Origin of the sequence: Sphingomonas sp. (assembly GCF_017745215.1) — a bacterium.
Classification (GTDB): Bacteria; Pseudomonadota; Alphaproteobacteria; order Sphingomonadales; family Sphingomonadaceae; genus Sphingomonas.
The window spans coordinates 107,688-131,884 of the sequence record NZ_JAGHZV010000009.1; the positions used below are offsets into that span (position 1 = coordinate 107,688).

The 24,197-nt window shown below is 69.2% G+C and carries 23 protein-coding genes and 1 other RNA gene; 4 read left to right on the forward strand and 20 right to left on the reverse strand.

Going from position 1 to position 24,197, the window contains the following annotated elements:
• Nucleotides 1-90: 90 nt before the first annotated feature.
• From J7495_RS11545 to J7495_RS11580, 8 genes are all read right to left on the reverse strand, one after another.
• A complete protein-coding gene (locus J7495_RS11545; protein WP_294056650.1) occupies nucleotides 91-414 on the reverse strand; it encodes a YbaB/EbfC family nucleoid-associated protein in 324 nt (107 codons plus the stop codon).
• Nucleotides 411-2,048 carry a DNA polymerase III subunit gamma/tau gene (locus J7495_RS11550; protein ID WP_294056651.1) on the reverse strand — a complete coding sequence of 546 codons (1,638 nt, stop codon included), beginning with the start codon at nucleotides 2,046-2,048 and terminating at the stop codon, nucleotides 411-413. The genes J7495_RS11545 and J7495_RS11550 overlap by 4 nt, the downstream gene beginning before the upstream one ends.
• A gap of 41 nt (nucleotides 2,049-2,089) precedes the next feature.
• An RNA gene (gene ffs, locus J7495_RS11555) (signal recognition particle sRNA small type) lies at nucleotides 2,090-2,187 on the reverse strand.
• A gap of 60 nt (nucleotides 2,188-2,247) precedes the next feature.
• On the reverse strand, nucleotides 2,248-2,472 hold the full coding sequence (locus J7495_RS11560) for a hypothetical protein (protein ID WP_294056652.1): 225 nt from the start codon (nucleotides 2,470-2,472) through the stop codon (nucleotides 2,248-2,250).
• A 77-nt stretch (nucleotides 2,473-2,549) separates the two neighbouring features.
• On the reverse strand, nucleotides 2,550-3,119 hold the full coding sequence (locus J7495_RS11565; protein WP_294056653.1) for a hypothetical protein: 570 nt from the start codon (nucleotides 3,117-3,119) through the stop codon (nucleotides 2,550-2,552).
• Between the two features lie 248 nt (nucleotides 3,120-3,367).
• Nucleotides 3,368-3,703, reverse strand: coding sequence for a 2Fe-2S iron-sulfur cluster-binding protein (locus J7495_RS11570; RefSeq protein WP_294056654.1), 336 nt, complete (start codon nucleotides 3,701-3,703; stop codon nucleotides 3,368-3,370).
• Nucleotides 3,700-4,791, reverse strand: a complete 1,092-nt coding sequence (locus tag J7495_RS11575) for a cysteine desulfurase family protein (RefSeq protein ID WP_294056655.1) — start codon at nucleotides 4,789-4,791, stop codon at nucleotides 3,700-3,702. Before J7495_RS11575 ends, J7495_RS11570 begins: the two co-directional genes overlap by 4 nt.
• The gene (locus tag J7495_RS11580; RefSeq protein WP_294056656.1) at nucleotides 4,788-5,864 is read right to left on the reverse strand and encodes an aminotransferase class V-fold PLP-dependent enzyme; all 1,077 of its coding nucleotides are present in this window, start codon (nucleotides 5,862-5,864) and stop codon (nucleotides 4,788-4,790) included. Before J7495_RS11580 ends, J7495_RS11575 begins: the two co-directional genes overlap by 4 nt.
• Before the next feature lie 92 nt (nucleotides 5,865-5,956).
• Here J7495_RS11580 and J7495_RS11585 point away from each other — a divergent pair, with 92 nt between their 5' ends.
• Together J7495_RS11585 and J7495_RS11590 are read left to right on the forward strand one after the other, a co-directional pair.
• Nucleotides 5,957-6,613 (forward strand): alpha/beta hydrolase, encoded by a 657-nt coding sequence (locus J7495_RS11585; protein WP_294056657.1) that lies wholly within the window; start codon nucleotides 5,957-5,959, stop codon nucleotides 6,611-6,613.
• Nucleotides 6,614-6,663: 50 nt separating this feature from the next.
• A complete protein-coding gene (locus J7495_RS11590) occupies nucleotides 6,664-7,017 on the forward strand; it encodes a hypothetical protein (RefSeq protein WP_294056658.1) in 354 nt (117 codons plus the stop codon).
• Between the two features lie 66 nt (nucleotides 7,018-7,083).
• On the opposite strand, the gene J7495_RS11595 is transcribed toward J7495_RS11590, so the two are convergent.
• The 3 genes from J7495_RS11595 to J7495_RS11605 form a co-directional block, all read right to left on the reverse strand.
• Nucleotides 7,084-7,959 (reverse strand): alpha/beta hydrolase, encoded by an 876-nt coding sequence (locus J7495_RS11595; RefSeq protein ID WP_294056659.1) that lies wholly within the window; start codon nucleotides 7,957-7,959, stop codon nucleotides 7,084-7,086.
• 220 nt (nucleotides 7,960-8,179) lie between these two features.
• Nucleotides 8,180-8,347, reverse strand: coding sequence for a hypothetical protein (locus J7495_RS11600; protein WP_294056660.1), 168 nt, complete (start codon nucleotides 8,345-8,347; stop codon nucleotides 8,180-8,182).
• A complete protein-coding gene (locus J7495_RS11605; RefSeq protein ID WP_294056661.1) occupies nucleotides 8,347-9,315 on the reverse strand; it encodes a pyridoxal-phosphate dependent enzyme in 969 nt (322 codons plus the stop codon). Before J7495_RS11605 ends, J7495_RS11600 begins: the two co-directional genes overlap by 1 nt.
• 151 nt (nucleotides 9,316-9,466) lie before the next feature.
• Between J7495_RS11605 and J7495_RS11610 the strand changes: the two genes are divergently transcribed.
• The gene (locus J7495_RS11610) at nucleotides 9,467-10,678 is read left to right on the forward strand and encodes a type III PLP-dependent enzyme (RefSeq protein ID WP_294056662.1); all 1,212 of its coding nucleotides are present in this window, start codon (nucleotides 9,467-9,469) and stop codon (nucleotides 10,676-10,678) included.
• A gap of 804 nt (nucleotides 10,679-11,482) precedes the next feature.
• On the opposite strand, the gene J7495_RS20225 is transcribed toward J7495_RS11610, so the two are convergent.
• The 3 genes from J7495_RS20225 to J7495_RS11625 form a co-directional block, all read right to left on the reverse strand.
• The gene (locus J7495_RS20225) at nucleotides 11,483-13,354 is read right to left on the reverse strand and encodes a hypothetical protein (protein ID WP_366811063.1); all 1,872 of its coding nucleotides are present in this window, start codon (nucleotides 13,352-13,354) and stop codon (nucleotides 11,483-11,485) included.
• Nucleotides 13,355-13,381: 27 nt separating this feature from the next.
• Nucleotides 13,382-14,551, reverse strand: coding sequence for a carboxynorspermidine decarboxylase (locus tag J7495_RS11620; protein ID WP_294056676.1), 1,170 nt, complete (start codon nucleotides 14,549-14,551; stop codon nucleotides 13,382-13,384).
• A 161-nt stretch (nucleotides 14,552-14,712) separates the two neighbouring features.
• Nucleotides 14,713-15,918, reverse strand: coding sequence for a saccharopine dehydrogenase family protein (locus J7495_RS11625; protein ID WP_294056664.1), 1,206 nt, complete (start codon nucleotides 15,916-15,918; stop codon nucleotides 14,713-14,715).
• A 162-nt stretch (nucleotides 15,919-16,080) separates the two neighbouring features.
• Between J7495_RS11625 and J7495_RS11630 the strand changes: the two genes are divergently transcribed.
• The gene (locus J7495_RS11630) at nucleotides 16,081-16,506 is read left to right on the forward strand and encodes a response regulator (RefSeq protein ID WP_294056665.1); all 426 of its coding nucleotides are present in this window, start codon (nucleotides 16,081-16,083) and stop codon (nucleotides 16,504-16,506) included.
• A gap of 140 nt (nucleotides 16,507-16,646) precedes the next feature.
• Here the strand turns inward: J7495_RS11630 and xrtA are convergent, their stop codons facing one another.
• Genes xrtA through J7495_RS11660 form a run of 6 tightly spaced genes read right to left on the reverse strand, consistent with a single transcriptional unit; the run spans nucleotide 16,647 to nucleotide 24,046 of the window.
• Nucleotides 16,647-18,167 carry an exosortase A gene (gene xrtA, locus J7495_RS11635; protein ID WP_294056666.1) on the reverse strand — a complete coding sequence of 507 codons (1,521 nt, stop codon included), beginning with the start codon at nucleotides 18,165-18,167 and terminating at the stop codon, nucleotides 16,647-16,649.
• The gene (locus J7495_RS11640) at nucleotides 18,167-19,369 is read right to left on the reverse strand and encodes a TIGR03087 family PEP-CTERM/XrtA system glycosyltransferase (RefSeq protein WP_294056667.1); all 1,203 of its coding nucleotides are present in this window, start codon (nucleotides 19,367-19,369) and stop codon (nucleotides 18,167-18,169) included. The genes xrtA and J7495_RS11640 overlap by 1 nt, the downstream gene beginning before the upstream one ends.
• The gene (locus J7495_RS11645) at nucleotides 19,369-20,442 is read right to left on the reverse strand and encodes a FemAB family XrtA/PEP-CTERM system-associated protein (RefSeq protein WP_294056668.1); all 1,074 of its coding nucleotides are present in this window, start codon (nucleotides 20,440-20,442) and stop codon (nucleotides 19,369-19,371) included. Before J7495_RS11645 ends, J7495_RS11640 begins: the two co-directional genes overlap by 1 nt.
• Entirely contained in the window at nucleotides 20,439-21,305 is an 867-nt protein-coding gene (locus tag J7495_RS11650; protein WP_294056669.1) for an XrtA system polysaccharide deacetylase, read from the reverse strand. The genes J7495_RS11645 and J7495_RS11650 overlap by 4 nt, the downstream gene beginning before the upstream one ends.
• A gap of 8 nt (nucleotides 21,306-21,313) precedes the next feature.
• Nucleotides 21,314-22,426 (reverse strand): AAA family ATPase, encoded by a 1,113-nt coding sequence (locus J7495_RS11655; protein ID WP_294056670.1) that lies wholly within the window; start codon nucleotides 22,424-22,426, stop codon nucleotides 21,314-21,316.
• Between the two features lie 15 nt (nucleotides 22,427-22,441).
• On the reverse strand, nucleotides 22,442-24,046 hold the full coding sequence (locus J7495_RS11660; RefSeq protein WP_294056671.1) for a hypothetical protein: 1,605 nt from the start codon (nucleotides 24,044-24,046) through the stop codon (nucleotides 22,442-22,444).
• Between the last annotated feature and the right edge of the window lie 151 nt (nucleotides 24,047-24,197).

The window sequence follows — 24,197 nt, forward strand, 5'->3', positions numbered from 1 at the left end:
GCCGGAACCCCGGGGTTACGAAGGGCTTTCCTTGCGACCCCGGGGTCCCGGCGTTCGCCGGGACGACGACTGAATTGGTGGACGATGCCCTCAGAACGGCAGCTTGAACCCCGGCGGCAACGGGATGCCCGCGGTCATCTTGCCCATCGCTTCCTGCGAGGCCGCATCTGCCTTGCCCCGCGCATCGTTGAACGCAGCGACCAGCAGGTCCTCGAGCATCGGTTTCTCGCTCGCGCTCAGCAGCGAATCGTCGATGTCGAGCCCCAGGATCCGGCCCTTGGCAGTCGCGCGGACCTTGACCAGCCCGCCGCCCGACACGCCTTCGACTTCGACCGTGTCGAGGTTCGCCTGCGCCTTCTGCAACTCGGCCTGGACGTTTTGCGCCATGGCCATGATCTCTTCGAGGCTCTTCACGCCTGATTGCTCCTGTTCTGGGTCCAGCCGATCAGCTCGGCCTCGGGAAAGGCTTCCATCGCCGCGGCGACCACGGGCGAGCGCAGCACCGCCTCGCGCTCCGCACTGGCGCGGTCGGCCTCGTCCTCGCGCACCGTCTTGCCGCCGCTATCCGATCCGGCGATGAGCTTCCAGCCCTTGCCGGTGATCTCCTTGAGCGCCGCGGCCAGCTCGCGGACGAAATCGTGCGGCAGCGGCCGCGCCGCGGCATATTCGACCTCGGGCGGCTCGAAGCGGATCGGCCGCAGGAACATCCGCACCTGCTCGGCGAGCTGGAAGCGGCGATTGGCCTCAAGCAGCCGGGCGAGCTCGGCGAGGTCGCGCGGCAAGGAAGGCTCGGCTGGGGCCGAAGGCGCCGCGGCCGGCGCAGGCGCGCTCAGCGTGCCGTCGACGAGCCGCCGCGCCAGCTCGCCCGGATCGGGGAGCTGCGAAGCATGGACGATGCGCAGCAGCGCCATCTCGCCCGCCTCGATCGGCAGCGCCGCACGCGCGACTTCCTCATGCCCCTTGAGCAGCAGTTGCCACAGCCGGTGCAGCGCCGGGAAGCTCAGCGACCCCGCCCAGCCCTCGAGCGCGGCGCGCTCCTCGGCCGATTGGCCGGCGGTCGGCTCGGTGCCGAGCTTGGTGAGCGTCACGCCATGGACGGTCTCGAGCAGCGTGCGCAGCACCGCGAGCGGATCGACGCCGAGGTCATACTGCCCGCGCAGCCCCGCGAGCGCGCCCGGCGCGTCGGCGGAGAGCAGCTTGCCGAACAGCTCGCGGATCGCGCCGCGGTCCGACAGGCCGAGCATCGCGCGCACGGACTCGGCCTTGACTCCCTCGCCTTCCATCCCGGCATGCGCGATCGCCTGGTCGAGGATCGAGAGCCCATCGCGCGCGCTTCCCTCGGCGGCGCGGGCGATCAGCGCAAGTGCCTCGGTCTCGGCCTCGACGCCCTCGGCCGCGCAGACGCGCGCGAAATGCTGGGCGAGCAGCTCGGCGGGGATGCGGCGCAGGTCGAAACGCTGGCAGCGCGAGAGCACGGTGACCGGCACCTTGTTCACCTCGGTGGTCGCGAACAGGAACTTCACATGCGCCGGCGGCTCCTCGAGCGTCTTGAGCAGGCCGTTGAACGCGGCCTTGGACAGCATGTGGACTTCGTCGATGATGTAGATCTTGAAGCGCGCCGACACCGCCGAATAGCGCGATGCCTCGATGATCTCGCGGATGTCGTCGATGCCGGTGTGGCTGGCGGCGTCCATCTCGATCACGTCGATATGCCGGCCCTCGGCGATCGCGCGGCAGGGCTCGCAGATGCCGCAGGGATCGATCGTCGGCCCGCCGGTGCCGTCGGGCCCGATGCAGTTGAGCGCCTTGGCGATAAGCCGCGCGGTCGTGGTCTTGCCCACGCCGCGGACGCCGGTGAGCAGGAAGGCATGCGCGAGCCGGTCGCGCCGGATCGCATTGCCCAGCGTCGTCACCATCGCATCCTGGCCGATCAGCTCGGCGAAGGTCTGCGGGCGATATTTTCGCGCGAGCACGCGATAGGCCCCAGAATCATTGGGGGGCCGGTGCGGCTGCGGGGGTTCGTCGAGGCCAAGCAGGGAATCGGACATCGCCGCCAATCTAGGGAGCGCAAGCGGCTTTGTCGAAGCAGGAAGGTGGGAGCCGGAACGACCCGCAACGAAATCGTTGTGGCTGCTTCCTTCCGGACCTGACCAGGTTGGCGACGGCTACGTCCGCCCGACTCCCGCGGCGCATATGGGGGAAGCCGCGCGGCTGCGCAAGCCACGCGGATTCCCCCAAGCGCCTACGTCAGCGCCATGCACGGACGCGGTGGCAGATGCGCTCGCGGTGGTGGTGCACCCACTTGGTGCGGCATTCGTTCCGCCAATAGGCGCGGCGGTGGTGGTGGCGACGGTGCTGGTCGCCGACGACCACGCGGACTTGCGGCTCGGCGGCTGCGGCCGGCGCCGCGGTGGCGATCGGCATGACGGGAAGCGTGAGCGCGGCGACCGCCGCGATGGCGAGGATTCGCATCGATTCTCTCTCCTGGTTGGGGTTGGGACCCTGCCGGCAACAAGCGTCGGAGCGGCGCGCTGGTTCCGTAACGAGCGTCAGCCGGCGTCGATTTCGCGCAGCCGCCCGTCGAGGTCGATGCCGTCGCCGCGCCGCCGCGTATCGGGCGACGCGGTGCGCACCCGGCCGATCTCGGCCTGGACGAGCGTGACGAAGCGCCGCGCCACCGCGTCTGCGAGGATGCCGAGCTTCGCGCGCGTCTCCGGTGGCGCCTCCGGCCAGGCGCAGGCGATCTGGTGCGCGAGGACGAGCTGGTCGAGGATCTCGGGACGCTTGCCGCGATAAGCGCGCTGCTTGCCGCTGCCATGGCCCGAGCGGGCATTGCGGAAGAACAACCGCCCGCGCTCGACGAGCACCGAGGTGTCGAAGATCAGCTGGACGAGGCGGACGCGCTCTTCGTCGGGTGTGAGCTTCATCCGCGTGCTGCCGGTGATCAGCCAGACGCTCTGGAGCGCGGCGATCGATTCGTCGGCCCAGCGCTGGACTTCGTCGCGCCGCAGCTCGGCCTTGCGCCAGCTCCGCCAGCTCGCGAACAGCGCGACCGCAGTGAGCACCGCCGTGACGACGGCGGCGAGCGTGTCGAGATTGTCGAGCAACAGCTGCGGCACCTGGCTCCCCCCGGATCGTGCTTGGGCCGGTTCTAGCGTGTGGAAGCGCTGATGTCGCCGGAGTCAGCGCGGATGGAGCGTGCCCAAATGGGGGCGTGGGCTTCATCCCCCTCAGCCGTCATCCCGGCGAAAGCCGGGACCCAGGGCAGCGAGCGATGTCCTCCGTAACCCTGGGTCCCGGCTTTCGCCGGGATGACGGCTGAGGGGTGTCCAATCCATCCAACAAATAATGGTCCGCATCCACGAGCTCAACGCCCCTGCATATCCCGATGCTCGGCCGGCATCCTCACCGTCAGCCCGTCCAGCTCGGCCGTCAGCAGGATCTGGCACGCCAGTCGGCTGTAGCGCGTCGCGCCGGCGGCGAGGTCGAGCATGTCCTCTTCCTCCTCGCTCGCGCGCGGGAGCCTGGCGAAGTCCTCGGGCGCGACCAGCACGTGGCAGGTCGAGCAGGCCATCTGGCCTTCGCACGTGCCCTCGAGCGGCTGGCCGTCGGCCTGGGCGACTTCGAGCAGCGGCAGGCCTTCCGCCGCCTCGACCTCGCGGACGCGCTCGCCGTCGGCGCTCTGGAAGCGGACGCGGATCATGCCGCCACCCGCTGCGCGCGCGCCGCGGTGTCGATCCGCTCGAGCGCGGCCATCAGTTCCTCCTCGGTCGTGTAGCGGCCGAAGCCGAGGCGGATGCTCGACCGCGCCTCGGCGTCGCTCAGCCCGATCGCGCGGAGCACATGGCTGGGGCGCCCCGAACCGCTCGCGCAGGCCGAGCCCGCCGAAAAGGCGATGTCGCGCAGCTCGGAGATCAGGCGAGCCGCGTCGAGCCCTTCGCGCCGCAGGTTGAGGTTGCCGTGGTAGCGCTCGCCCGCCGAGCCGTTGAGCAGCCAGCCCGCATTGCCCATCCGCGCGAACGCCTCGCGGAACAGTTGGCCGGCGTGCGCATGATCGGCGCCGAAACGCTGCTTGGCGATCCTCGCGGCCGCGCCGAACCCCGCGCAGAGCGCAGGCGAGAGCGTGCCCGAGCGGCCAGGCTCCTGCCCGCCGCCGTGGAGCAGCGGCTCGATCGCCACGCCGCTCCGGATCCACAGCGCGCCGACGCCCTTGGGACCGTGGACCTTGTGCGCCGAGATCGCGACCAGGTCGCATTCGTCGGGAATCAGCTCGCGGCCATAACCCTGGACCGCGTCGCACAGCATCAGCGCGCCTGCGGCATGCGCGAGGCCGGCGAGCTGCCCGATTGGCTGCTTCACGCCGATCTCGTTGTTGACGAGCATCGCCGCGACCAGCCCGACCCCCGGCCTGATCGCCTCGCGCGCCGCGGCGAAATCGGCGAACCCCTCGCGGTCGACCGGCAGCACCGTCACCTGCCGCCCTTTGCGCGCTTCGGCCTCGACCGTGTCGAGCACCGCGGCATGCTCGGTCGCGATGGTGACGATCCCCCCGGAAGTGCCCTGGATCGCCCAGTTGAGCGCTTCAGTCGCCCCGCCGGTGAAGCTCACGCCGCCGCCCGGCGGCAGCAGCCCCGCCACCTCCTCGCGCGCCGCCTCCACCGCCGCCCTGGCCGCGCGGCCTGGGGCATGCGCCGAATGCGGATTGGCGAAATTGTCCTTCAGCCACGGCAGCATCGCCTCAAACGCCTCGGGCGCGAGCGGCGTGGTCGCCTGATAGTCGAGATAGGTCATGCGACCTTCTTCGCAGCTGCGGCAATTTCGAGCCAGGCATTTCGGAAGGCGTCAATCTCGTCGGCGGTGGTGTTCCAGCCGAAGCTCACGCGGATCGTCCGCGCCGCCACCTCGGGGTCGACCCCGAACGAAGCGAGCACGCGGCTGGGCTTGAGCGTGCCCGAGGAGCAGGCGCTCCCCGCCGAGACCGCGAAGCTCGCCATGTCGAAGCGCATCAGCTGCGCCGCCGCGCTCATCCCGGGCATGGCGATCGCCTTGATCCAGGCGCTCAAGGTTCCATAGCCCATCACCGGCGTGCCGCCCGCCGGCCCGATCGCGCGGTGCAGCCGCTGCACTGCGGCGCCAAGCTCGGTCTCGAGGTTGACCGCGGGCCACGGCGCCTCGACCGCCGCGGCGAAGCCCAGCGCCGCGGGCAGGTTCTCGGTCCCCGCGCGATAGCCATATTCCTGCCCGCCCAAGGGCTCCAGCAGCCCGAAGTCGCGAAGCAGCAGTGCCCCGATCCCCGGCGGCCCGCCGAGCTTGTGCGCCGAGACGACGACCATGTCGGCCCGCGGCAGCGGATATTTCCCCGTCGATTGCGCACAGTCGCTGAGCAGCACGCCGCCGGCCTCGCGCACGATCGCCGCCGCGGTCATCAGGTCCTGAGCCTGGCCGGTCTCCGAATTGACGCTCTGGATCGCCACCACCGGCCGCTCGCCCGACGCCAGCGCCTCGCTCAACCAATCGCCGTCGAAATTGCCGCTGCGGTCGACCGGCAGCACCTCCGCGCCCGGCGCGGCGCGGAACACCGCGTCATGCTCCACCGCCGAGACGATCCGCCGGCCGGCCTTCGCTCGCCCCAGCCCGATCGCCAGCGCTTCGCTCGCGCCCGAGGTGAAGATCAGCTCGCCGTCCCAATCCAGGGCAGCCTTGATCCGCGCCCGCGCCTCCTCCAGCGCCGCGCGCGCCCCGCGTCCCTCGGCATGCGGCGAGGAAGGGTTGGCCCAGCGGCGCATTCCCTCCTTCACGGCGGCGATCGCTTCGGGGCGCATCGGTGTGGTCGCGGCGTGATCCAGGTAGATGCGGGCGGCCAAGGCTCGTTCCAATTGCGTAAGAGGGTCGGCTGCCTATATAGCCCCCAACGCATTGCGCTCCATGGGCGCGCCCAGAATTACAGGTCCGAACCTTGCCCGAAGTCATTTTCCCCGGTCCCGAAGGCCGCCTCGAAGGCCGTTTCTCCCCTGCGCCGCGCCCGCGCGCGCCGGTCGCGATGATCCTCCATCCGCACCCCACCGCGGGCGGCACGATGAACAACCGCATCGTCCAGGAACTCTACAAGACCTTCCAGCGCCGCGGCTTCGCGACGCTTCGCTTCAACTTCCGCGGCGTCGGCAAGAGCCAGGGCACGTTCGACAACGGCATCGGCGAACTGAGCGACGCCGCGAGCGCGCTCGACTGGGTGCAGAGCTTCCACCCCGAGGCCTCGACCACCTGGATCGCGGGCGTGAGCTTCGGCGCGTGGATCGGCATGCAGCTGCTGATGCGCCGCCCGGAGATCCGCGGCTTCATCTCGATCGCGCCGCCGGCGAACATGTACGACTTCACCTTCCTCGCGCCCTGCCCTTCATCGGGCATCATCATCCAGGGCGAGGCGGACGAAGTGGTGACGCCGAGCGCGACGCAGAAGCTCGTCGACAAGCTTCGCACCCAGAAGCACATCACCATTCATCACGACACCATCCCTGGCGCGAACCATTTCTTCGAGCATGAGATGGGCCAGCTGATGGGCAGCGTGGACAAGTATCTCGACATGCGGCTCGATCCGAACTCGCCGATCCGGTGATGGCGAGCGGAGACTCCGTCCTGGCGTCTCCGCCCGAAACCGAACGCGCGTTGGAGCTCTGGCTGCAGCATGCCGCCGGCTTCATCCTGCTCGAGGATGTTCGCGGCTATGCCCGCGGCAGGATCGATCCTGCGCTCGACCCGGTGGCACGCGCTGCGGCCGAGAAGGCGATCGACGATGCGGTCTTCGGGCTGATGGAAGTCATCGACGGCTTCCCGGCGCCCTTGCAGAACGATCGCTATCGCGCGGCCCTGCGAATGGCCGTCGACCTCGTCGATCGCGAAGCCGACAGGACTCGCGTTCAGATCAACCTCGCCGGGGGCGACGGCATGGCCATGGGCTATCACGGCTGGCTGGCGGGGGATTTCGGCGAGACCCCGATCGTCGCCGGCGGGCAGCCTTAGGGCGGCAAGCCCCCTCCTGCCCCTCCCTGGCAGGGAGCGGCGTCAGGGGCTGAATGCAAATTCAGCCTAACGTAGCAGCGCGTCCACCCAGCGATCGACGATCGCGGTGCCGGGGTAGCTCGTTTCGCCCAGCTGGCGGTTGATCGCCATATGGCCCATCAGCCCGCGCCCCTCGAGCGCGTCGAGCTCCACCCGCGAGCCCGCCTTGCGCAGCGCCGCGGCAAGCGCCTCGGACTGGCGCGTGCCGTCCTCGCGGTCGACGTGGAGCACCAGGAAGGCGCCGACATTGGGCGCGGCGGCCTGCCAATAGGGCGAGAGCGCCTTCTGCCGCGCCGGGTCGCCGCCGAACGCCTGTCGGTAGGTGCCCTGCATCACTCGCGGGCCGTCGCTCAGCTGGGCGGGCACGTCATAGGCGGCACCGTCGAGCAGCACCGTGCCCCTAATCGCGTCGAACCCCAGCCCGGCGGCGCGCAGCCATTGCGGATCGGTCGAGACGAGCGCGGCCAGATGCGCGCCCGCGCTGTGCCCCATCAGCACGATCCGGGCGGGGTCGATCCCGAGCTGCCTGGCCTGGCCGACCACCCAGGCGAGCGCGCTCGCCACGTCCGCCGCCTGGTCCTCCACCCTGGCGCCGGGCACCAGCCGATAGTCGACCGAGACGAAGGCATAGCCCTTGCCGGTGAAATGCTCGATCTTGGACGCGCCGGTCGCATTGTCCTTGTCGCCGCGCTTCCAGCCACCGCCGTGGATGAAGACGATCAGCGGCGCCGGGCCGGCTCGTCCCTTGGCGGGGTAGAAGTCGAGCTGCTGGAGCGGGTCGGCGCCATAGGCATATTCATGCGCTACCCCGGGCTGCACCGTCGCCGCGGTCAAGGGCTCGAGAAGCGCGCCCGCGACCGGCATCGCGAGCAGGAGCGGCAGGAGCAGCAGGGCGGGACGCATCGGGACCTCCTCGGAAAGGCCCCGCCAATCTAGGCCGCGCAGCCGGGAGGGTCGAACGAACAAGTGTAACCAATTGTCTCGGGCCTCCCCATTCTGCTTAACTCGTCATCCCGGCGAAAGCCGGGACCCAGGAGTCACAAGCGACGTCCTCCGCAACCCCGGGGTCCCACCCCGGGGTCCCGGCTTTCGCTGGGATGACGGCTGAGAGTGCCGGTCTTTCTCAGGCCAGCCAGATCGCCAGATTGCCCAGGATCACCAGCGCGCACACGATCATCAGCACGCCCTTGGTCCGGTCGCCCCGGCGGATCGTGGCGACGCCGCCCGCGGCAAGCGCAATCACCGCGAGCATCACCAGCGACGCGAGCGTGGCAGGCGCGATTCCGCCCATCAGTCGCTGCCCGCGAGTACCGCGGCATAGGCCTCGGGATCGGCATTGCCGCCCGAGAGGATCACCAGCGTGCCCGGCCTGGGCTCCACGCGCCGCGCCAGCACCGCGGCGAGCGCCACCGCGCCGCCGGGCTCGAGCACCAGCTTGAGCGCGCGCGCCGCCCAGCGCTGCGCCTCGCGCACCTCGGCCTCGCTCACTGCCACGCCCAGCGTCCCGCGCCGCGACAGCACGTCGAAGGTCAGCGGCGACACCTGCCGCGTCTGCAGCGCGTCGCAGGCGGTCGGCGGCGCGTCGTCGGCCACGCTCTCGATCCAGCCCGAATCGAGGCTGCGGCGCATGTCGTCCCAGCCCTCGGGCTCGACCGTGACGATCTCCGACTCGGGCAGCGCCAGCGCGAGCCCTGCCGAGAGCCCGCCCCCGCCGCAGGGCACGATCACGCGCTCGGGATCGGGGAGCTTCATCTCGACCATCTGCGTCATCGATTCGATGCCGACGCTCCCCTGCCCCTCGATCACCCAGGCATCGTCGAAGCTCGGCACCAGCGTGGCGCCCCGGGCATGCGCGAGGTGCGCGGCGATCTTCTCGCGATTCTCGGTCGCGCGGTCGTAGGAGACGACCTCGGCGCCCAGCGCCAGCGTCGCGTCGCGCTTCACCCGCGGCGCGTCCGAGGGCATCACGATCACCGCCGGGATGCCGAGTCGCTTCGCCGCCCAGGCGACTCCCTGCGCATGGTTGCCCGAGGAGAAGGCGACGACCCCCTTCTCGCGCGCGGCATCCTCCAGCGCCGTAAGCCGATGCCAGGCGCCGCGCACCTTGAACGAGCCGATCGGCTGCAAGGATTCGGCCTTGAAGGCCACCTGAATTCCGCGGATTTCCGCTGTCAAAAGAGGGGTTTGCGGCAAGATCGCTGCGATCTTCGCCGCAGCGTCTCTTACCCCCGCCCGGGTCGGTTGCCGCACAATCGTCACGAGTCACCCCCTACGCACAATTCCCAGTCCTATAATCACTTTACACGCGGGCATGGCGACCCTATGTGCGCCCTCCGCTGCCCCATGGGACTTCCAACCGCAAGGCAGCTTTTTTCACCGTATGCCGAAAGGCAATTGGAGGTCCCTTGAGTTGCACAAGCATCATAGCGCGCTGGGGTTAGCGACCACCCTTCGTCCGGTTCAACCGGTCACGCTCATTCGCCCGCACGCCGCATCGCGTGCCGCCCGGTTCTTCGTCGAGAAGTTTCCGGGGCTCACGATGTATGCCGTGAAGGCCAATCCCTCCCCCGATCTGCTTCGGGTGCTGTGGGACAGTGGAATCACGCATTATGACGTCGCCTCGATCGCCGAGGTGCGCCTGGTCGCGCGGACGCTGCCCGGGGCAAAGCTCTGCTTCATGCACCCGGTGAAGGCCGAGGAGGCGATCGAAGAGGCTTATTTCAAGCACGGCGTCCGCGTGTTCAGCCTCGATAGCCTCGAAGAGCTGTCGAAGATCCTGCGCGCGACTCGCTACGCCACGGATCTCACGCTCTGCGTGCGCATCCGCGTCTCCTCCGACCTGTCGAAGCTCAGCCTGGCGTCGAAGTTCGGCGTGGGCCCGGGCGAGACGAAGCAGCTGCTGTTCGCGGCCCGCCAGGCGGCCGACACGCTCGGCGTCTGTTTCCACGTGGGCAGCCAGGCGATGTCGCCCGAGGCCTATGCCCAGGCGATGGAGCGCGTGCGCATCGCGATCGTCGAGGCGAAGGTGACCGTGGACGTCGTCGACGTCGGCGGCGGCTTTCCGTCGGTCTATCCGGGCATGGAGCCACCGGCGCTCGAGCGCTACTTCGAGACGATCCACCGCGCGTTCGAGAGCCTGCCGATCTCCTATTCGGCCGAACTCTGGGCCGAGCCGGGTCGTGCGCTGTGCGCCGAATACAGCTCGCTGATCGTGCGCGTCGAGCGGCGCCGCGGTACCGAGCTGTACATCAACGACGGCGCCTATGGCGCGTTGTTCGATGCGGCGCACATCGGCTGGCGCTTCCCGGTCAACCTGCTGCGCGAGAAGGACTCGCAGGCGGAGACCGAGGCGTTCAGCTTCTACGGGCCGACCTGCGACGACCTCGATCACATGGCCGGGCCGTTCCTGCTGCCCGCCGACGTGCGCGAGGGCGACTATCTCGAGATCGGCATGCTCGGCGCCTATGGCTCGGCGATGCGGACCGCGTTCAACGGCTTCGACGCCGTGGAGACCGCCATCGTCACCGACGATCCGATGGCGACGCTCTACGACGGCATGGTCGTGCTGCCGGCGAGCAACGTCGTCCGCCTCGACGAGGTCCGTCGCCGCGCGATGCGCTGACGGCATTGGATTCTCCCGGCCCGCAGGCTAGACGCCGGCGGGCCGGGAAGGACCGATGACTCAACTCACGCTCGACATCACCGACAGCGGCGAAGGCCCGGTCTTCGATCGCTTCTTCGCCGGCTACGACCGCGCCTTCGTCCTGCCCGACGAGAAGGAGGACCGCGACGGGCTGGTCGAATGCCTCGCGCTCAACCATGGCGAGGCCTATCGCGCGCTCGAGCGCCGCTACGGCCGCTTCCGCGAGCTCTGCCTGATCGCGCGCGACGAGACCGGCGCGGTGGTCGGCGGCGCCAACCTGATCGCGCTCCGCCTCGAGCTTCCCGGCGCCGAGCCGGTGGTGAGCGCCAACCTCAACTATCTCTACGTCGAGCCCGAGGCGCGCGGCCGCGGCCATCTGCGCCGTCTGGTCGAGACGATCTCGGCGACGATCGCCGAAATGGCCGAATCGCCGGCGCGGCCCCTGATCTTCATCGAGCAGAACGATCCCTTCGCGATGAGCGCCGAGGCCTATGCCCGCGACTCCGAGTTCACCGGGCTCGACCAGCTCGACCGGCTGCGGATCTGGGCGAGGATGGGCGCGCGGATCGTCGACATCGACTATATCCAGCCGCCGCTCTCGCCCGGCCAGCAGCCCGACGACGGGCTGGTCTATGCCGTGCTGGGCGCGAGCGGCGAGAGCCTGCCCGCCTGCGTCGTCGCCGCGCATCTGAGGATGTTCTTCGGCATCTCGGTGCTCAAGGGCGCCCCGCTCGACGCGGACCCCACCGCCAGCCGCCTGCTCGGCGCGCTCGACGCGGCCTGTCACTCGGGCGGCTCGATCTCCCTGATCGATCCCTCTTCGCTGCTCTCGGCGCTGACCAGCCGAGACTCCGCTTCGGACCTGCTCGATTCGACACCGTCGAGCCTGCGCGGCGCGCTCTCGCTCTGGTCCGCCGCCTCGTCGCCGAACGCCGCGTAATAGTCGGCGATGTGGAAGGGCAGCGAGCACGCGCTGTGCGGATGCTGGTGCGCCTGCTTCTTGTAATAGTCGAAGCGGATGATCCGCGCCCGCCGCAGCTTGCCGAGCATGCCGCCCGGCGGCGCATCCTTCAGCCGCTTCTCGATCAGCTCGCGGATCGTCGTCCCGCCGCGCAGATGGGGGAAGAGCGGCTCCGCGCCGCAGTTTGAATCGTCGATCGCCGAGGCATAGGCGAAGCGCAGCGGGAATCCCTCGAGGTCCTTCCAATTGGCCGTGAACTGCACGATCGCGCTCAGCACCTTGTCGGCGAGCACCTGCTTGGCGAACTCGCACGATTCGCCGTCGGCGATGTTGCCGTGTTCGAAGAATGGGATCGTCGTCTGCCAGGGCGAGGTCGCTTCCATCGGGTTCGCGCCCGGATCGGCGTCGATCGGCAGCGGCCGCTCGGTGCCGTCGTTGCGCAGCACCACGAACATCGCCCACAGATAGGCCGAATAATAGCGCGACGCGCCCTCGCGGCGACGGCCGCGCATCTCGGGCTGGATCGCGCCCACGGTCGCGCTGCCCACCTTGCGGCTGCCGGTCAGCGCGTCGCCTTCCTGCTGCTCGGACAGGAAAAGCACCGGCCGGGCATCCTGCTCGCCGCCCCAGGACGCATCGATCAGCGGCGGGATCAGCGAGGGATTGCGCCGCACCATCGTGCTGTACTGGAGCACGCCGGTGACCGAGGCGGGAAAGGCCATGCCGCCGAGATCGGGGAAATAGCTGCTCACCATCCCGTTGACGGCATCGACCAGCATCTTGCGGTCGCCGACCAGCTCGATCGAGTTGTTCTCGTCGCCATAGCCATATTGGATCGAGAGGTAGCTGCCCGCCCAATTGCCGCATTTGGGCAGGCAGATCGGCACGCTCGGGCCCCAGAGCAGCCAGCAATGGTAGATGAACGACTGGATCTGGCGGAAATCCTGCGCCGTCATCCGGCCGGTGCCGTCGTCCGCCTCGATCAGCGGAATGTCGCCCCAGCGGCTGGTCTGGCGCTGGAACTCCTCGATGATCCCGTCCCATTTCTCATTGTACTGGGCGAGCAGGCCGGTGAGCAGGTGGAGCGGCGCCACGAACCCCTGCTCGATCTCGAGCGCGCACAGGAAGCTCAGCTCGTCGCGGTCGGCGAAGCGCAACGACCGGATCGTCTCGAAATAGCGCTGGATCTCGCCGAGCTTCCCGTTGAGGTCCCCCGCGGTCTCGACCCGGATGCTCTGGAGCCGGCCGATCCGCATCATCCGGACATGCCAGCGCCCACGCTCGGCGAGGAAGCGGCCGAACTCGCGCCAATAGCCCGGCGTGCTGCGGCTGTCGGTCCCCGCAACCGGCCATTCCCATTCGGGCCGCGGATCGAAGACCTCATGCTCGACGCGCATCCGCATCCGCACGAAGATGTTCCACGCCGGCGAGAAGAAGGCGAGCGGATGCCGCAGCACGATCTCGACCAGCGTCAGCAGTGCGGCCAGCGCCGATCCGCGGCTCGCGCCCGGGTTCATCCGCTTGACGAGCAGGAAGGCGTTCGCGGTGCGGATCAGGTTGAACGCGAAGGTGAGCAGGATCACCGTGAGCGCTGCGAGCCCCACCAGGTCCTTGTAGCTGTGAATCCCGTCATGGAGCCCGAAGAAGCAGAGCGTCGTCTCGGCGACGCTCGTCCCGCATTGTTCAGCCGCCATGCCCACCCCTGCCGCTCGATGCCGCGGTCAGGATAGCCGGTCGCGAAACGTCTCCCAACCGAATTCGCGGATCACCTCGAGGCTGTCGTCGCGGCTGTCCCACAGCGCGATCGCGGGCAGCGGCACGCCGTTGAAGGTCGTGGTCTTGACCATCGAATAATGCGCCTGGTCGAGGAAGGCGAAGCGCTGGCCGGGCTCGGGGCGCGCGGCGAAGCGATAGTCGCCGATGATGTCGCCCGCCAGGCACGAAGGGCCGCCGAGCCGCACCACCGTCTCCCCGCCCTCGCCGAGCATCGCCGGGCGATAGGGCGCCTCGATCACATCGGGCATGTGGCAGGTCGCCGAGATGTCGACCACGCCGATCGGCATGCCGTTGTCGAACACATCGACGAACTCGCCGACGAGGATGCCGGTATCGAGCGCGATCGCTTCGCCGGGCTCGAGATAGACTTCCAGCCCCGTCTCCTCGCGAACCGTTCGCAGGAAGGCGATGAGGTCGTCGCGCTGATAGTCGGCGCGCGTGATGTGGTGGCCGCCGCCGAAGTTCAGCCACTTCAGCTGGCCGAAGTACGGCGCGATCCGGGGCTTGAGCGCTTCCCAGGTGCGGCGCAGCGGCGGGAAGTCCTGCTCGCACAGCGAATGGACGTGGAGCCCGTCGATCCCTTCGAGGTGCTCGGGGCGGAGCTGGTCGGCGGGGAAGCCGAGCCGCGAATGCGGCTGGGCGGGGTCGTACTTCGGGACCTCGCCTTCGCTGTGCATCGGGTTGAGCCGCAAGCCGAGGTGGAAGCGCTCGCCGCGCGCCCGCGCCGCTTCGATCTCGCCCCTGAGCCGCGCCGCCTGGAAGGGCGTGTTGAGGATCACATGGTCCGACAGCCGGCAGACCTCGGCCATGTCGGCGGCCTTGTAGCCCGAGCAATAGGTCGCGATCTCGCCCTTGTAGTGCGCGCCGGCGAGCTGCGCTTCCCACAGGCCCGACGTCGCGACGCCGTCGAGATACACGCCGACGAGGTCGCCGAGCGACCACATCGAAAAGGCCTTGAGCGCGAGGAGGATCTTCACGCCCGCGCGGTCGCGGACCTCGGCCAGCGTCCGGAGGTTGCGCTCGACCGCGGCCTTGTCGACCACGAAACAGGGCGACGGCACGCGCGACAGGTCGAAGCGCGCGAAGGCGCCGGGGTCGCCGGCCCTGGTGGTCATCGAAGGCGCCGTGGCGCGGGTATCGGTGGTCATCTGTTCCTCGCCGTCGACCACTACCCCGTCATCCCGGCGAAAGCCGGGACCCAGGAGTCACAAGCGACGTCCTCCGCAGCCCTGGGTCCCGGCTTTCGCCGGGATGACGCGAGAAGCGGCGGCGCCGATCAAAACTTCAGCGGCTCTTCCAGAGTGTGGACCTGCCAGGGCAGGCCATGCTGGTTGAGCATGTCCATGAACGGATCGGGATCGAACTGCTCGATGTTGAACACGCCCTTCCCCGCCCAGCGGCCGTCGAGCATCAGCGCGGTACCGATCATCGCCGGCACGCCGGTGGTGTAGCTCACTGCCTGGTTGCCGGTCTCCGCGAAGGCGTCCTCATGGTCGCAGACGTTGTAGACATAGACCGTCTTCTCGGCGCCGTCCTTGGTGCCGGTGGCGATGTCGCCGATGTTGGTCTTGCCCTTGGTCGTGGTGCCCAGCGTCGAGGGTTCGGGCAGCACCGCCTTGAGGAACTGCAGCGGGATGATCTCGCGGCCCTCGAACATCACCGGCTCGATCGAGGTTAGGCCGACGTTCTGGAGCACGCGCAGGTGCGTCAGATACTGGTCGCCGAAGGTCATCCAGAAGCGCGCGCGGCGGATCTCGGGGAAGAACTTCGCGAGGCTCTCGAGCTCCTCATGGTACATGAGGTACATGTTCTTGGTGCCGACCTGGTCGAACTGGAACACCTGGCGCGTGCTCAGCGCCGGCGTCTCGACCCATTCCCCATTCTCCCAGTGCCGCGCGGGCGCAGTGATCTCGCGGATGTTGATCTCGGGATTGAAGTTGGTCGCGAAATGCTGGCCGTGGTCGCCGCCGTTGCAATCGAGGATGTCGAGCGTCTCGATCGTGTCGAGCAGGTGCTTCTTGATATAGCCCGCGAACACCGAGGTGACGCCCGGATCGAAGCCCGAGCCGAGCAGCGCCATCAGCCCGGAGTCCTTGAAGCGGTCGTGATACTCCCACTGCCAGCTGTACTGGAAGCGCGCCTCGTCGCGCGGCTCGTAGTTGGCGGTGTCGAGATAGTCGGCGCCGGCCTTGAGGCAGGCGTCCATGATCGGCAGGTCCTGGTAGGGCAGCGCAAGGTTGACGACGACCTTGGGCTTCACCTGGTCGATCAGCCGCGCCGTCGCGTCGACGTCGTCGGCATCGACTTCGGCGGTGGCGATCTCGGTGCCGAATCGCGCCTTCACCGAGGCGGCGATCGCGTCGCACTTGAACTTGCGCCGGCTGGCGAGCGTGACCTTGCCGAACAGCTCGGGGTTCTTCCCCATCTTGTGCACGGCAACCGAGGAAACGCCGCCCGCGCCGATAACCAGGACATCCTTCACGAGGGTCTCTCCGAATGCGAAATCAGGGAACGGCGCGCCCTTAGCGGACCCCCGCGGGCGATGCAAAATCTCATTGGGCGCGGCAATGGTTACCGGCGGCTACCGGACGCCCCCGCACAACTGCTGATCGCAAAAACTCTGAATGGCACGCGGGACACGGGCATGGTTGATCGTGCGCTGGAGGTTCTCGCCATGCTCGATGTTCGCACTGCCCGCATGCTCGTCGTCGACGATTCGCGCACTACGCGCCGGATCGTGACCAGCATGATCCACGGCTTCGGCATCTGGCAGGTCGACGAGGCTTGCGACGGCGCCGAGGCGCTCGATCTGCTCGACCGGCGGCATTACAGCCTTCTGATCTCGGACTGGCGGATGGCGCCGATGAGCGGCTTCGAACTGCTCATTGCGGTCCGCGCCAACCCCAAGACGCGCGGCCTGCCCTTCCTGATGATCACCGCCGAGAACGACTATGGCGAGATCATCAACGCCAAGAGCGCTGGCGCGACGAGCTATCTGATGAAGCCGTTCACGATGGAAACGCTGAACGCGAAGCTGAGCCGCTTCGTCGAGGCGCGGCCGGCGGCTTAAAGGCCCAACCCTTCCCGAATAGCAAACCGTCATCCCGGCGAAAGCCTGTACCCAGGGTCGCGAGCGACGTCCTGCTTGCCCTGGGTCCCGGCTCTCGCCGGGATGACGGTTTAGGGGTTAGTTGCAAACCGTTCGCAATATTACTGAGAGCTACTCGCAATAAGATCCTGCCCTGCTGCTCGCAGGAACTCGCGCACCGTCGCCCCGGCGTCGCCCTCGCCCTTCACCCCGGACACCAGCACCGCCGCCGCGCGCTGGTCGCCGCCCAGCAGCCGGGCCTTCAGCGTCTCGAGCTTCACGCGCTCCTCGCTCGCCGTCACCACGCCGCCGACGCGGTACCAGGTGACGGTGGTGCGCTCGACATCGCCCGGCCCGGTCATGCGCAGCGCCGCACCGCCATCGACGGGCGGCAGGTCCTCGATCCGCACCCAGCGGTCGTTGGGCCGGATCGCGCCGATGCCATAGCCGACGAGCTCCTTGCCCTCCTGCTGGCTCGCATAGAGCGCCACCGCCACATCGACCGTGCGGCCCCTCGCATCGACATAGCGCGCCATCGCGAAGCGATCCGCGCCCGGATAGTTCGGCACCCAGGGCGCATCCGAACCCAGAGCGGTCCGCGTCCAGCCCGGCACCTCGGGCAGCCGCACGTCCGCCGGCAGCGTTCCAGCCCGGGCCGCGATCGCGCTGCTCCAGCCGAGGAACAGGCTCGCGACCGCCAGTACGAGCAGCGAGGCGACCGGCGCATCGACGCGCGCGCGCGGCACCGCCTGGAGCTTCGCCGGATCGAACCACGCCGCATCGGGATCGCGATCGAACCAGCGCCAGCCGATCGCGAGCACCGCCGCCATCACCAGCCCGAAGAACACCCAGCCGTAGACGATATGGTCGAGCCCCGTCGCCGTCTCCACCGAGGTCCACCAGGCGGCATAGATCGTGCCATAGGCGCGCAACCCGTTCGCGATCACCGGCACCACCAGCGCCACGACCATGAACACCGCTCGCCGCCGCCACGAGACGAAGCAGACGTTCGCGACCAGCACGCCATAGGCGATCATCGCGATCAGGAACTTCGCGCCCGAGCACGCCTCGGCGACTTCGAAATAGCCGTTCGAGGTGGTGATCAGCACGCCGTCGACGCTCGCCGGCACGCCGCTCAGGTGGAGCAGCGGCATGATCATCGCGACGGTCAGGTCCTGGAGCGGCGCCTCGAAGACGTCGCCGAAGGGCACGAGGAAGCCCATATAGGCGAGCGGGAACAGCAGCGCGCGCGCCACATTGGGCCCGAGCACGCTCACCGCCCCCCCCTGCAGCATCGCCACCAGCCCGACATGCCGGAGCAGCGCCACCCCCGCCGCGTCGCCGAGCAGCCAGACGAAGCCCCCTGCCGCCACGATCGACAGCCCGGGCCACCAGCCCTGCGGCGCAACCTCCGCCAGCCCCGCGCGGCGCTGCCACACCAGCCAGCCGATCACCGGCGCGATGAACAGGCAATGCCCGAAGGTGGTGTTGGTCCAGTAGATCGTCGCAAGGTCGGCGGTGTCGCGGTGGAACAGCGCGAGCAGCGCCGCCCAGACGCCCCCGAGCATCGCCGCATGCCGCCGCCAGCGAAGGTCGAACGGCCGCGCCTCGGCGAAGGCTCCGCGGGGGAGCATCGCAGTCATCAGTCGGTCCGCTTCGGCCTCGGCCGGCGTTCGAGCAGCGGATCGAGCGCCGCGAGCCGCGCGTCCCAGCTGTAGCGCTCCTGCACGCGCTTGCGCGCGCTCTCGCCCAGCTCGGCGGCCTTGCGCGGATCGGAGAGCAGCTGCGTCACGGCCTCGGCGATCTCGCCGACGGTCGCGCCGACCCGGACCGTGCCGGCATGGTCGATCCCCTGCGCCGCGGCGGCGGAAGCGACCACGGGCCGCGCCATCGCCATGCCTTCCAGCACCTTGTTCTGGATCCCGCGCGCGAGCTTGAGCGGCGCGACCACCACCGAAGCCGCCGCCAGCCAGCCGCGCACGTCGGCGACTTCGCCGGTCACCATCACGCCGGGCTGGCGCGCGAGCGCCTTCACCGCGTCGGTCGGGCTGCGGCCGACGATCGCGAAGCGGACGTCGGGGTGGACGATGCGGATGTGCGGCAGGATCGTCTCGACGAACCAGGTCACTGCCTCGATATTCGGGCGATAGTCCATCTGCCCGGTGAAGACGAGCAGCCGTCCGGTCGAATCGACGCGCTTGAAAGTGGCCGCGGGGTCGAACACATCGGTGTCGATGCCGTTCTCGACCACCACGACGCGCTCGGCGCCGGTGCGCTCGCGGAACAGCGCGGCCTCGGCTTCGCTCACGAAGATGCTCGCGTCGGCGCGCGCCGCCACCGACTTCTCATATTGGCCGAGCATCCGCGCCTCGCGCGCGAACATCCAGGCCCGGGGGCCCTTGGACGCCTTGGCATAGGCAGCGAACTTGGCCGAATCCATGTCGACGAAGTCCATGATCACGCGCTGGCGCGGCCGCGGCGGCAGGTACTGCGCCATCTGGCTCGAATAGACGTAGATCGTGTCGATCGCGTGCCGCGCGAGGATGTTCTCCACCGCGTCGCGCAGCGGGGCGCTGTCGAACGCGGTGAGCGACAGCGGCCGGTGCGAGGCGAGCGCCTGGAGCCCGGCGGCGAAATTGCCCTTCGAGCGCCAGATCACCGAGCGGTTGCCGGTGAAGCGCGCCAGCGCGCCCTTGCGCTTGAGGTCGGCGGGGTCGTCGGCGAAGGCGATCAGGTGGACGCGCTTCTTCGTCGAGAGATATTTGAGGATGTGGAAGCCGCGGATCTTGTCCCCCCGGTCGGGTGGATAGGGGATGCGGTGCGCGAGGAACAGGATGTCGCCCATCAGCCGAGCCCCCGCGCGATCAGCGGACCCATCTGGTTCGCGAGCCACAGCGGCAACTTCTGCCAGACCGCCACTTGCAGGCGGTATTTCGGATTCAGCGGATTGGCGTCGCGCGGGGCATGACCCTCGGCAGCGCGATCCCAATAGGTGAGCGGACGCGGCTCGAACCCCCAGTTCCTCTTGAACGCCGCAGGCCCGGTGCCGGTCTTGGACCGGCCGAAATCGAAGCGCGTGCAGCTGCGGGTGCGGGCATGGCCCATCAGCGCGAAATAGAGGCGGTCGTTGGCGCGCAACGCTCGCGCAGCGGCGGTACCGCCGCCCCAATACGGATAGACGGTGCCTTTCCAGTACAGACTCAATACGCTCGACACAGGCGCTCCACGGTGACGGACTATAAGCACGTCAGCCGAATTGCCAAATTCGCGCAGGACCTCGGTGAACAGCGTCCGCGGGAACACCGGCGTACCGAGGTTGCGCACCGACTCGGCATAGACCGAATAATGCGCCGCTGCGTCGGAAGCGTTACAACCGATTGAAACCTCTAGGTCATTGCCGAGCGAGCGGCGTACCTCGGCGCGCTGCTTGCGCGGGATGGCGAGCAGTTCGGCCTCGTCGTCGGCTGCGAGATCGCGGACGAAGCCGAGGTAGGTCGTCTCGTCTGCGTCCCATTCCGGGCCAGGCCGCGGCCCGCCGCGCACTTCCATCGTCGGGCAGTTGAGCCGCTTGGCCAATTCCCACGCCGCTTCTGCGAGCGGCGCGATCGCGGCAGGCGTCGCCGCGAGGATGCCCCCGCCCACGCCGAACCCCGCCGAAACGAGCACGCGCCCGAACAGCGGCGAATGGATCTCGGTGAGCGGCATCACGCCCGCCAGCTCGCCATTGGCACGCTCGGCGACGAGGTAGTGCGCCTTCTGCCGGCAGCCGCGCGCGACCGCGACGCTCCAGCCCGGCAGATGGAAGGGCGTACCCTCGGGATGATCGTGGACGAACGCGCCGATCCGCGCGCGCTCGATCGTGTCGCCCAGATCGGCGAGGCGCAGCGCGAGCGGGGCGTGGAGCAGCGGCGCGTTCATGCTGCCGCCGCCTCCAGCTCGCGCTCGAGCCGCTCGGCCTCGCGCGCGGCGACCTGGTCGGTGCGGCCCCAGGCGTGGCCGGCGATCAGCGTGTCGAGCTTGCCCGCCATTGCGCCCAGCCGGCTGTAATGGCGCAGCTTCGACTTGAGCGGCGCCTCGGCGACGCGCGGCTGGCCGGGGTCGACTTCCCAGGGGTGGAAATAGAAGACCGCCGGCCGGCCCTCGCGATTGGCCATGCGCACGGCCTTGCCGATCACGCTCCCCGGCAGCAGCCGGAAGAAGCCCCCACCCGCCGTCACTTCGCGGCCGAGCACCTTGGCCACCGTCACCGGCAGCTCGATCAGCGACGCGCCGGCGATCGGGCGATAGGCGCCGCGAGGCGCTTCGGGGAAGCCGTAGTGGTCGTGCCGCAGCGGCGCGATGCTCGACGAATAGCGATAGCCTTCCTCGGCGAGGATGGTGTGCGCCCAGGGCGTGCGCGCATCGATCGAGAAGCTCGGCGCGCGATAGCCGGTGACGCGCTGGCCGCTCGCCTGCTCGATCGCGGCGCGCGCGCGGGCGAGGTCGGCGCGGAACGCTTCGGGCTCGAGCGTGAAGACGCGGGCATGGTCCCAGCCGTGGCTCGCGAGCTCATGGCCGGCCTCGGCGATGCGGCGCATCAGCGCGGGGTAGCGCTCGGCCACCCATCCGAGCGTGAAGAAGGTCGCCTTCGCCTCGCGTGCGGCGAAGATCTCGAGCACACGGGTCGTGTTCGCCTCGACGCGATGCTCGAGCGAATCCCAGCTGTCGCGCGCGATCACGGTCTCGAACGCGCCGACCTGGAACCAGTCCTCGACATCCACCGAGAGCGCGTTGACGACCATCCGCCGCCTCAGGCCGCGTTGCCGCGCACGGCGGAGAGGTTCGGCTTGGCGCCGTCGTTCTCCACCCAGTCGACCAGCAGCGTGAGCACGCGGCGCAGCGCCTCGTCCTGGTGGCGGAGATGCTCCTCGAGCTCGCCGATCCGCTTGACCAGCGCGGCGTTCGCATCCTCGGGCACTTCGACCGGCTGCGGCCGCGAGGACGGCGTCGGCGAGCCCATCGCCATCGGCACGACGTCGCTGAGCTCATAGGGCTCCGGCGCCGCCGCCGGGCGCGGCTGGGGCGCGGGCTGGCGGAACGCCACTTCCTCGGGCGTATCGCGGTCGAGGTCGGCGATCACCGCCGCGAGGTCCTGCGCGCCGAAGCTCTCGACCCGCTCGATCGCACCGTAGAGGAGCACCCGGCTCGCGAGCTGGTTCAGCCGCCGCGGGATGCCGTGCGACCAGCGGTACATCGCGGCGATCGCATCGTTGGTGAAGCGCGGCTTGCCGCGCCAGCCGACGCACGACAGGCGATGGATCAGGTAAGGCTCGACTTCGTCCGCATCCATGGGCTCGAGATGGTGCATCGCAATCACGCGCTGGCGCAACTGGTCGAGCCGCGCATCCTGCAGCTTCAGCCGGAACTCTGGCTGGCCGAGCAGGAAGATCTGGAGCAGCGCATAGCCGCCCGCCTGGAAGTTCGAGAGCAGTCGCAGCTCCTCGAGCGTCTCGATCGGCAGCGCCTGCGCTTCGTCGACGATCAGCAGCGTGCGCTTGCCGGTGCGCGCCACGCCGTGGAGCCCGCGCTCGATCTCCCGCAGCATCTCGGCCTTGGAGAGCGGCTCGCCGTCGAAGCCCAGCCCCGCGCACACCGTGCGCAGCAGGTCGTCGGGCCGAAGCTGGGTCGAGACGATCGTGATGACGTTCATCCGCTCGCGATCGATCTCGCCGAGCAGATGCCCCATCAGGGTGGTCTTGCCCGTCCCCGGCTCGCCGGTGATCGCGACGAAGCCTTCGCCCTGGCTGAGGCCATAGCCGAGATACGCCATCGCCTTGCGGTGCGTGGCGGTGTCGAACCAGAAGGTGGGATCGGGGGTCAGCTGGAAGGGCCGGCCGCTCAATCCGTAATGGTCGTCGTACATGATGCGCCCCGACCGCTAGAAGCCATAGCGCAGGCTGACTTGCCCCTGCGCCACCGTGTCACTGTTGTCGCCCTGGCCGTTATAGCCATAGATGCCCACCGCCGCGCTCGCGCTCAGATGCCCGAAGCGCCGCGTGAAGATCGAATTGCCGCCCCAGGCGAAGACCGGGTCGGTGCCGGCCAGCGTCGTCTTCGAATAGCTCGCATAGGCGTCGAAGCCGATCGAGGCGTTGCGGTCGAAGTCGTGGCTGGCGAAGAACTGGCCGTAGAACAGCTCGTCCGAGCTGCCGTTCAGCTGGAGCCCGGTGTTGCCCGGCACGTCGGGCGCGAGATAGTTGCGCCGCGCGTAGCCCGCGCCGAAGCCGATGTGGTTGGGCCCACGGCTCATCACCAGCACCGCGGTGACGCCGCGCGCACGGTAGTTGTCGGTGGTGAGCGAGGCGAGCGCATTGTTCATGCACGTCCCCGCCGATCCGCCCGAGGTGCCGAACACGCAGCCGCTGTAGCTGCTGCCGAACGGGTCATAGCCCGAACCGGTCACGAAGCCGCCGGGCAGCGAGGCCAGCGTGCCACCGAGCTGGCGGCCGAAGCTGTCGACCGAATCATAGACGCCGATCTGGATGCCGCTCTCCGGCCCCATCTTGTAGCTGAACGAGCCGGTGTAGCTCATCGAGCCGTAGCGCTTGCCGACGCGCGCCTCGAGGAAGGTGCGCGGGCTCGGGCGCCAGACGACGCCCGCGTCCCAGAACAGCCCGTCGAAGTCATAGGCCAGGCGGCGGCCGGAATTGGGATCGACCTGCTGGCGGCCGGCGGAGTCGACCACCGGCTTGCCGGTGCCGTCGAGCAGCGGATCGCGCGCGCTGATCCTGATGCTCTCGTAACCGGCGCCGCCCTCGATCGCGACCCCGCGGGCAATGGGGAGGACCAGGTCGCCGCGGCCGTATTTGCCTTCGAAGCGCTGGTCGAGCTGGCCGGCGTCCTCGCGCGTGTAGCTGCCCGAGACGGTGACGCCGACGGGCAGCAGCGTGCCCGACTTGGTGCCGATGCTCGCGGTGGCGACGTGCACCTTCGAATCGTCGTAGCTGTTGAGCGGCTGGGTGCCCGCGGGCAGGCCGGTGCCGCCGGTCGCGTTCTCGGCGCGGGTATAGCCGAAGCGATAGGCCGCGTTGACCGCGATCGGGCCGACGTGCTCCGAAAGGTTGGGGCCGACATAGCCCGAATAGACCTGGCTCATGTTGCGGACGTTGCCCGCGCCGGTGCCCGCCGCGCCGCGGATGTCCGAGCGGACGCGGGTCGCGATGCCGCCGGCTTCCATCGTGAGGCCGGGCGTCACGCGCGCGCGGACCGTGGCGAGGCCGGCGTGGATGTCGCCGTCGTCGACATGGTTCTGATAGTCGAAGCGCCGCTCGTAGCGATAGTCGAGCTGGACCTCGACGCGGCGCGTGTGGATCGAGGCGTCCACGCCCAGCGCGAGCGTCGAATAGGTCAGCACGTCGCCGCCGTCGCCCAGGTCGGCGGTCACCACCTGGCCGGCCTCGATATAGGGCGTGATGTGCCCGCGGCTGCGCTCCTGCGCGGCGGCGGGGGTGGCCAGGACAGCGAGAGCCGCCGCGCCAGCCATTGCCGCGCCGCGCACACCCACCCCGTCATCCCGGCGAAAGCCGGGACCCAGGGCCACGAGCGATGCCCTCCGCAACCCTGGGTCCCGGCTTTCGCCGGGATGACGGGGTGGGTGTGCGCGGCGCGGCAATGGCTGGCGCGGCGGCTCTCGC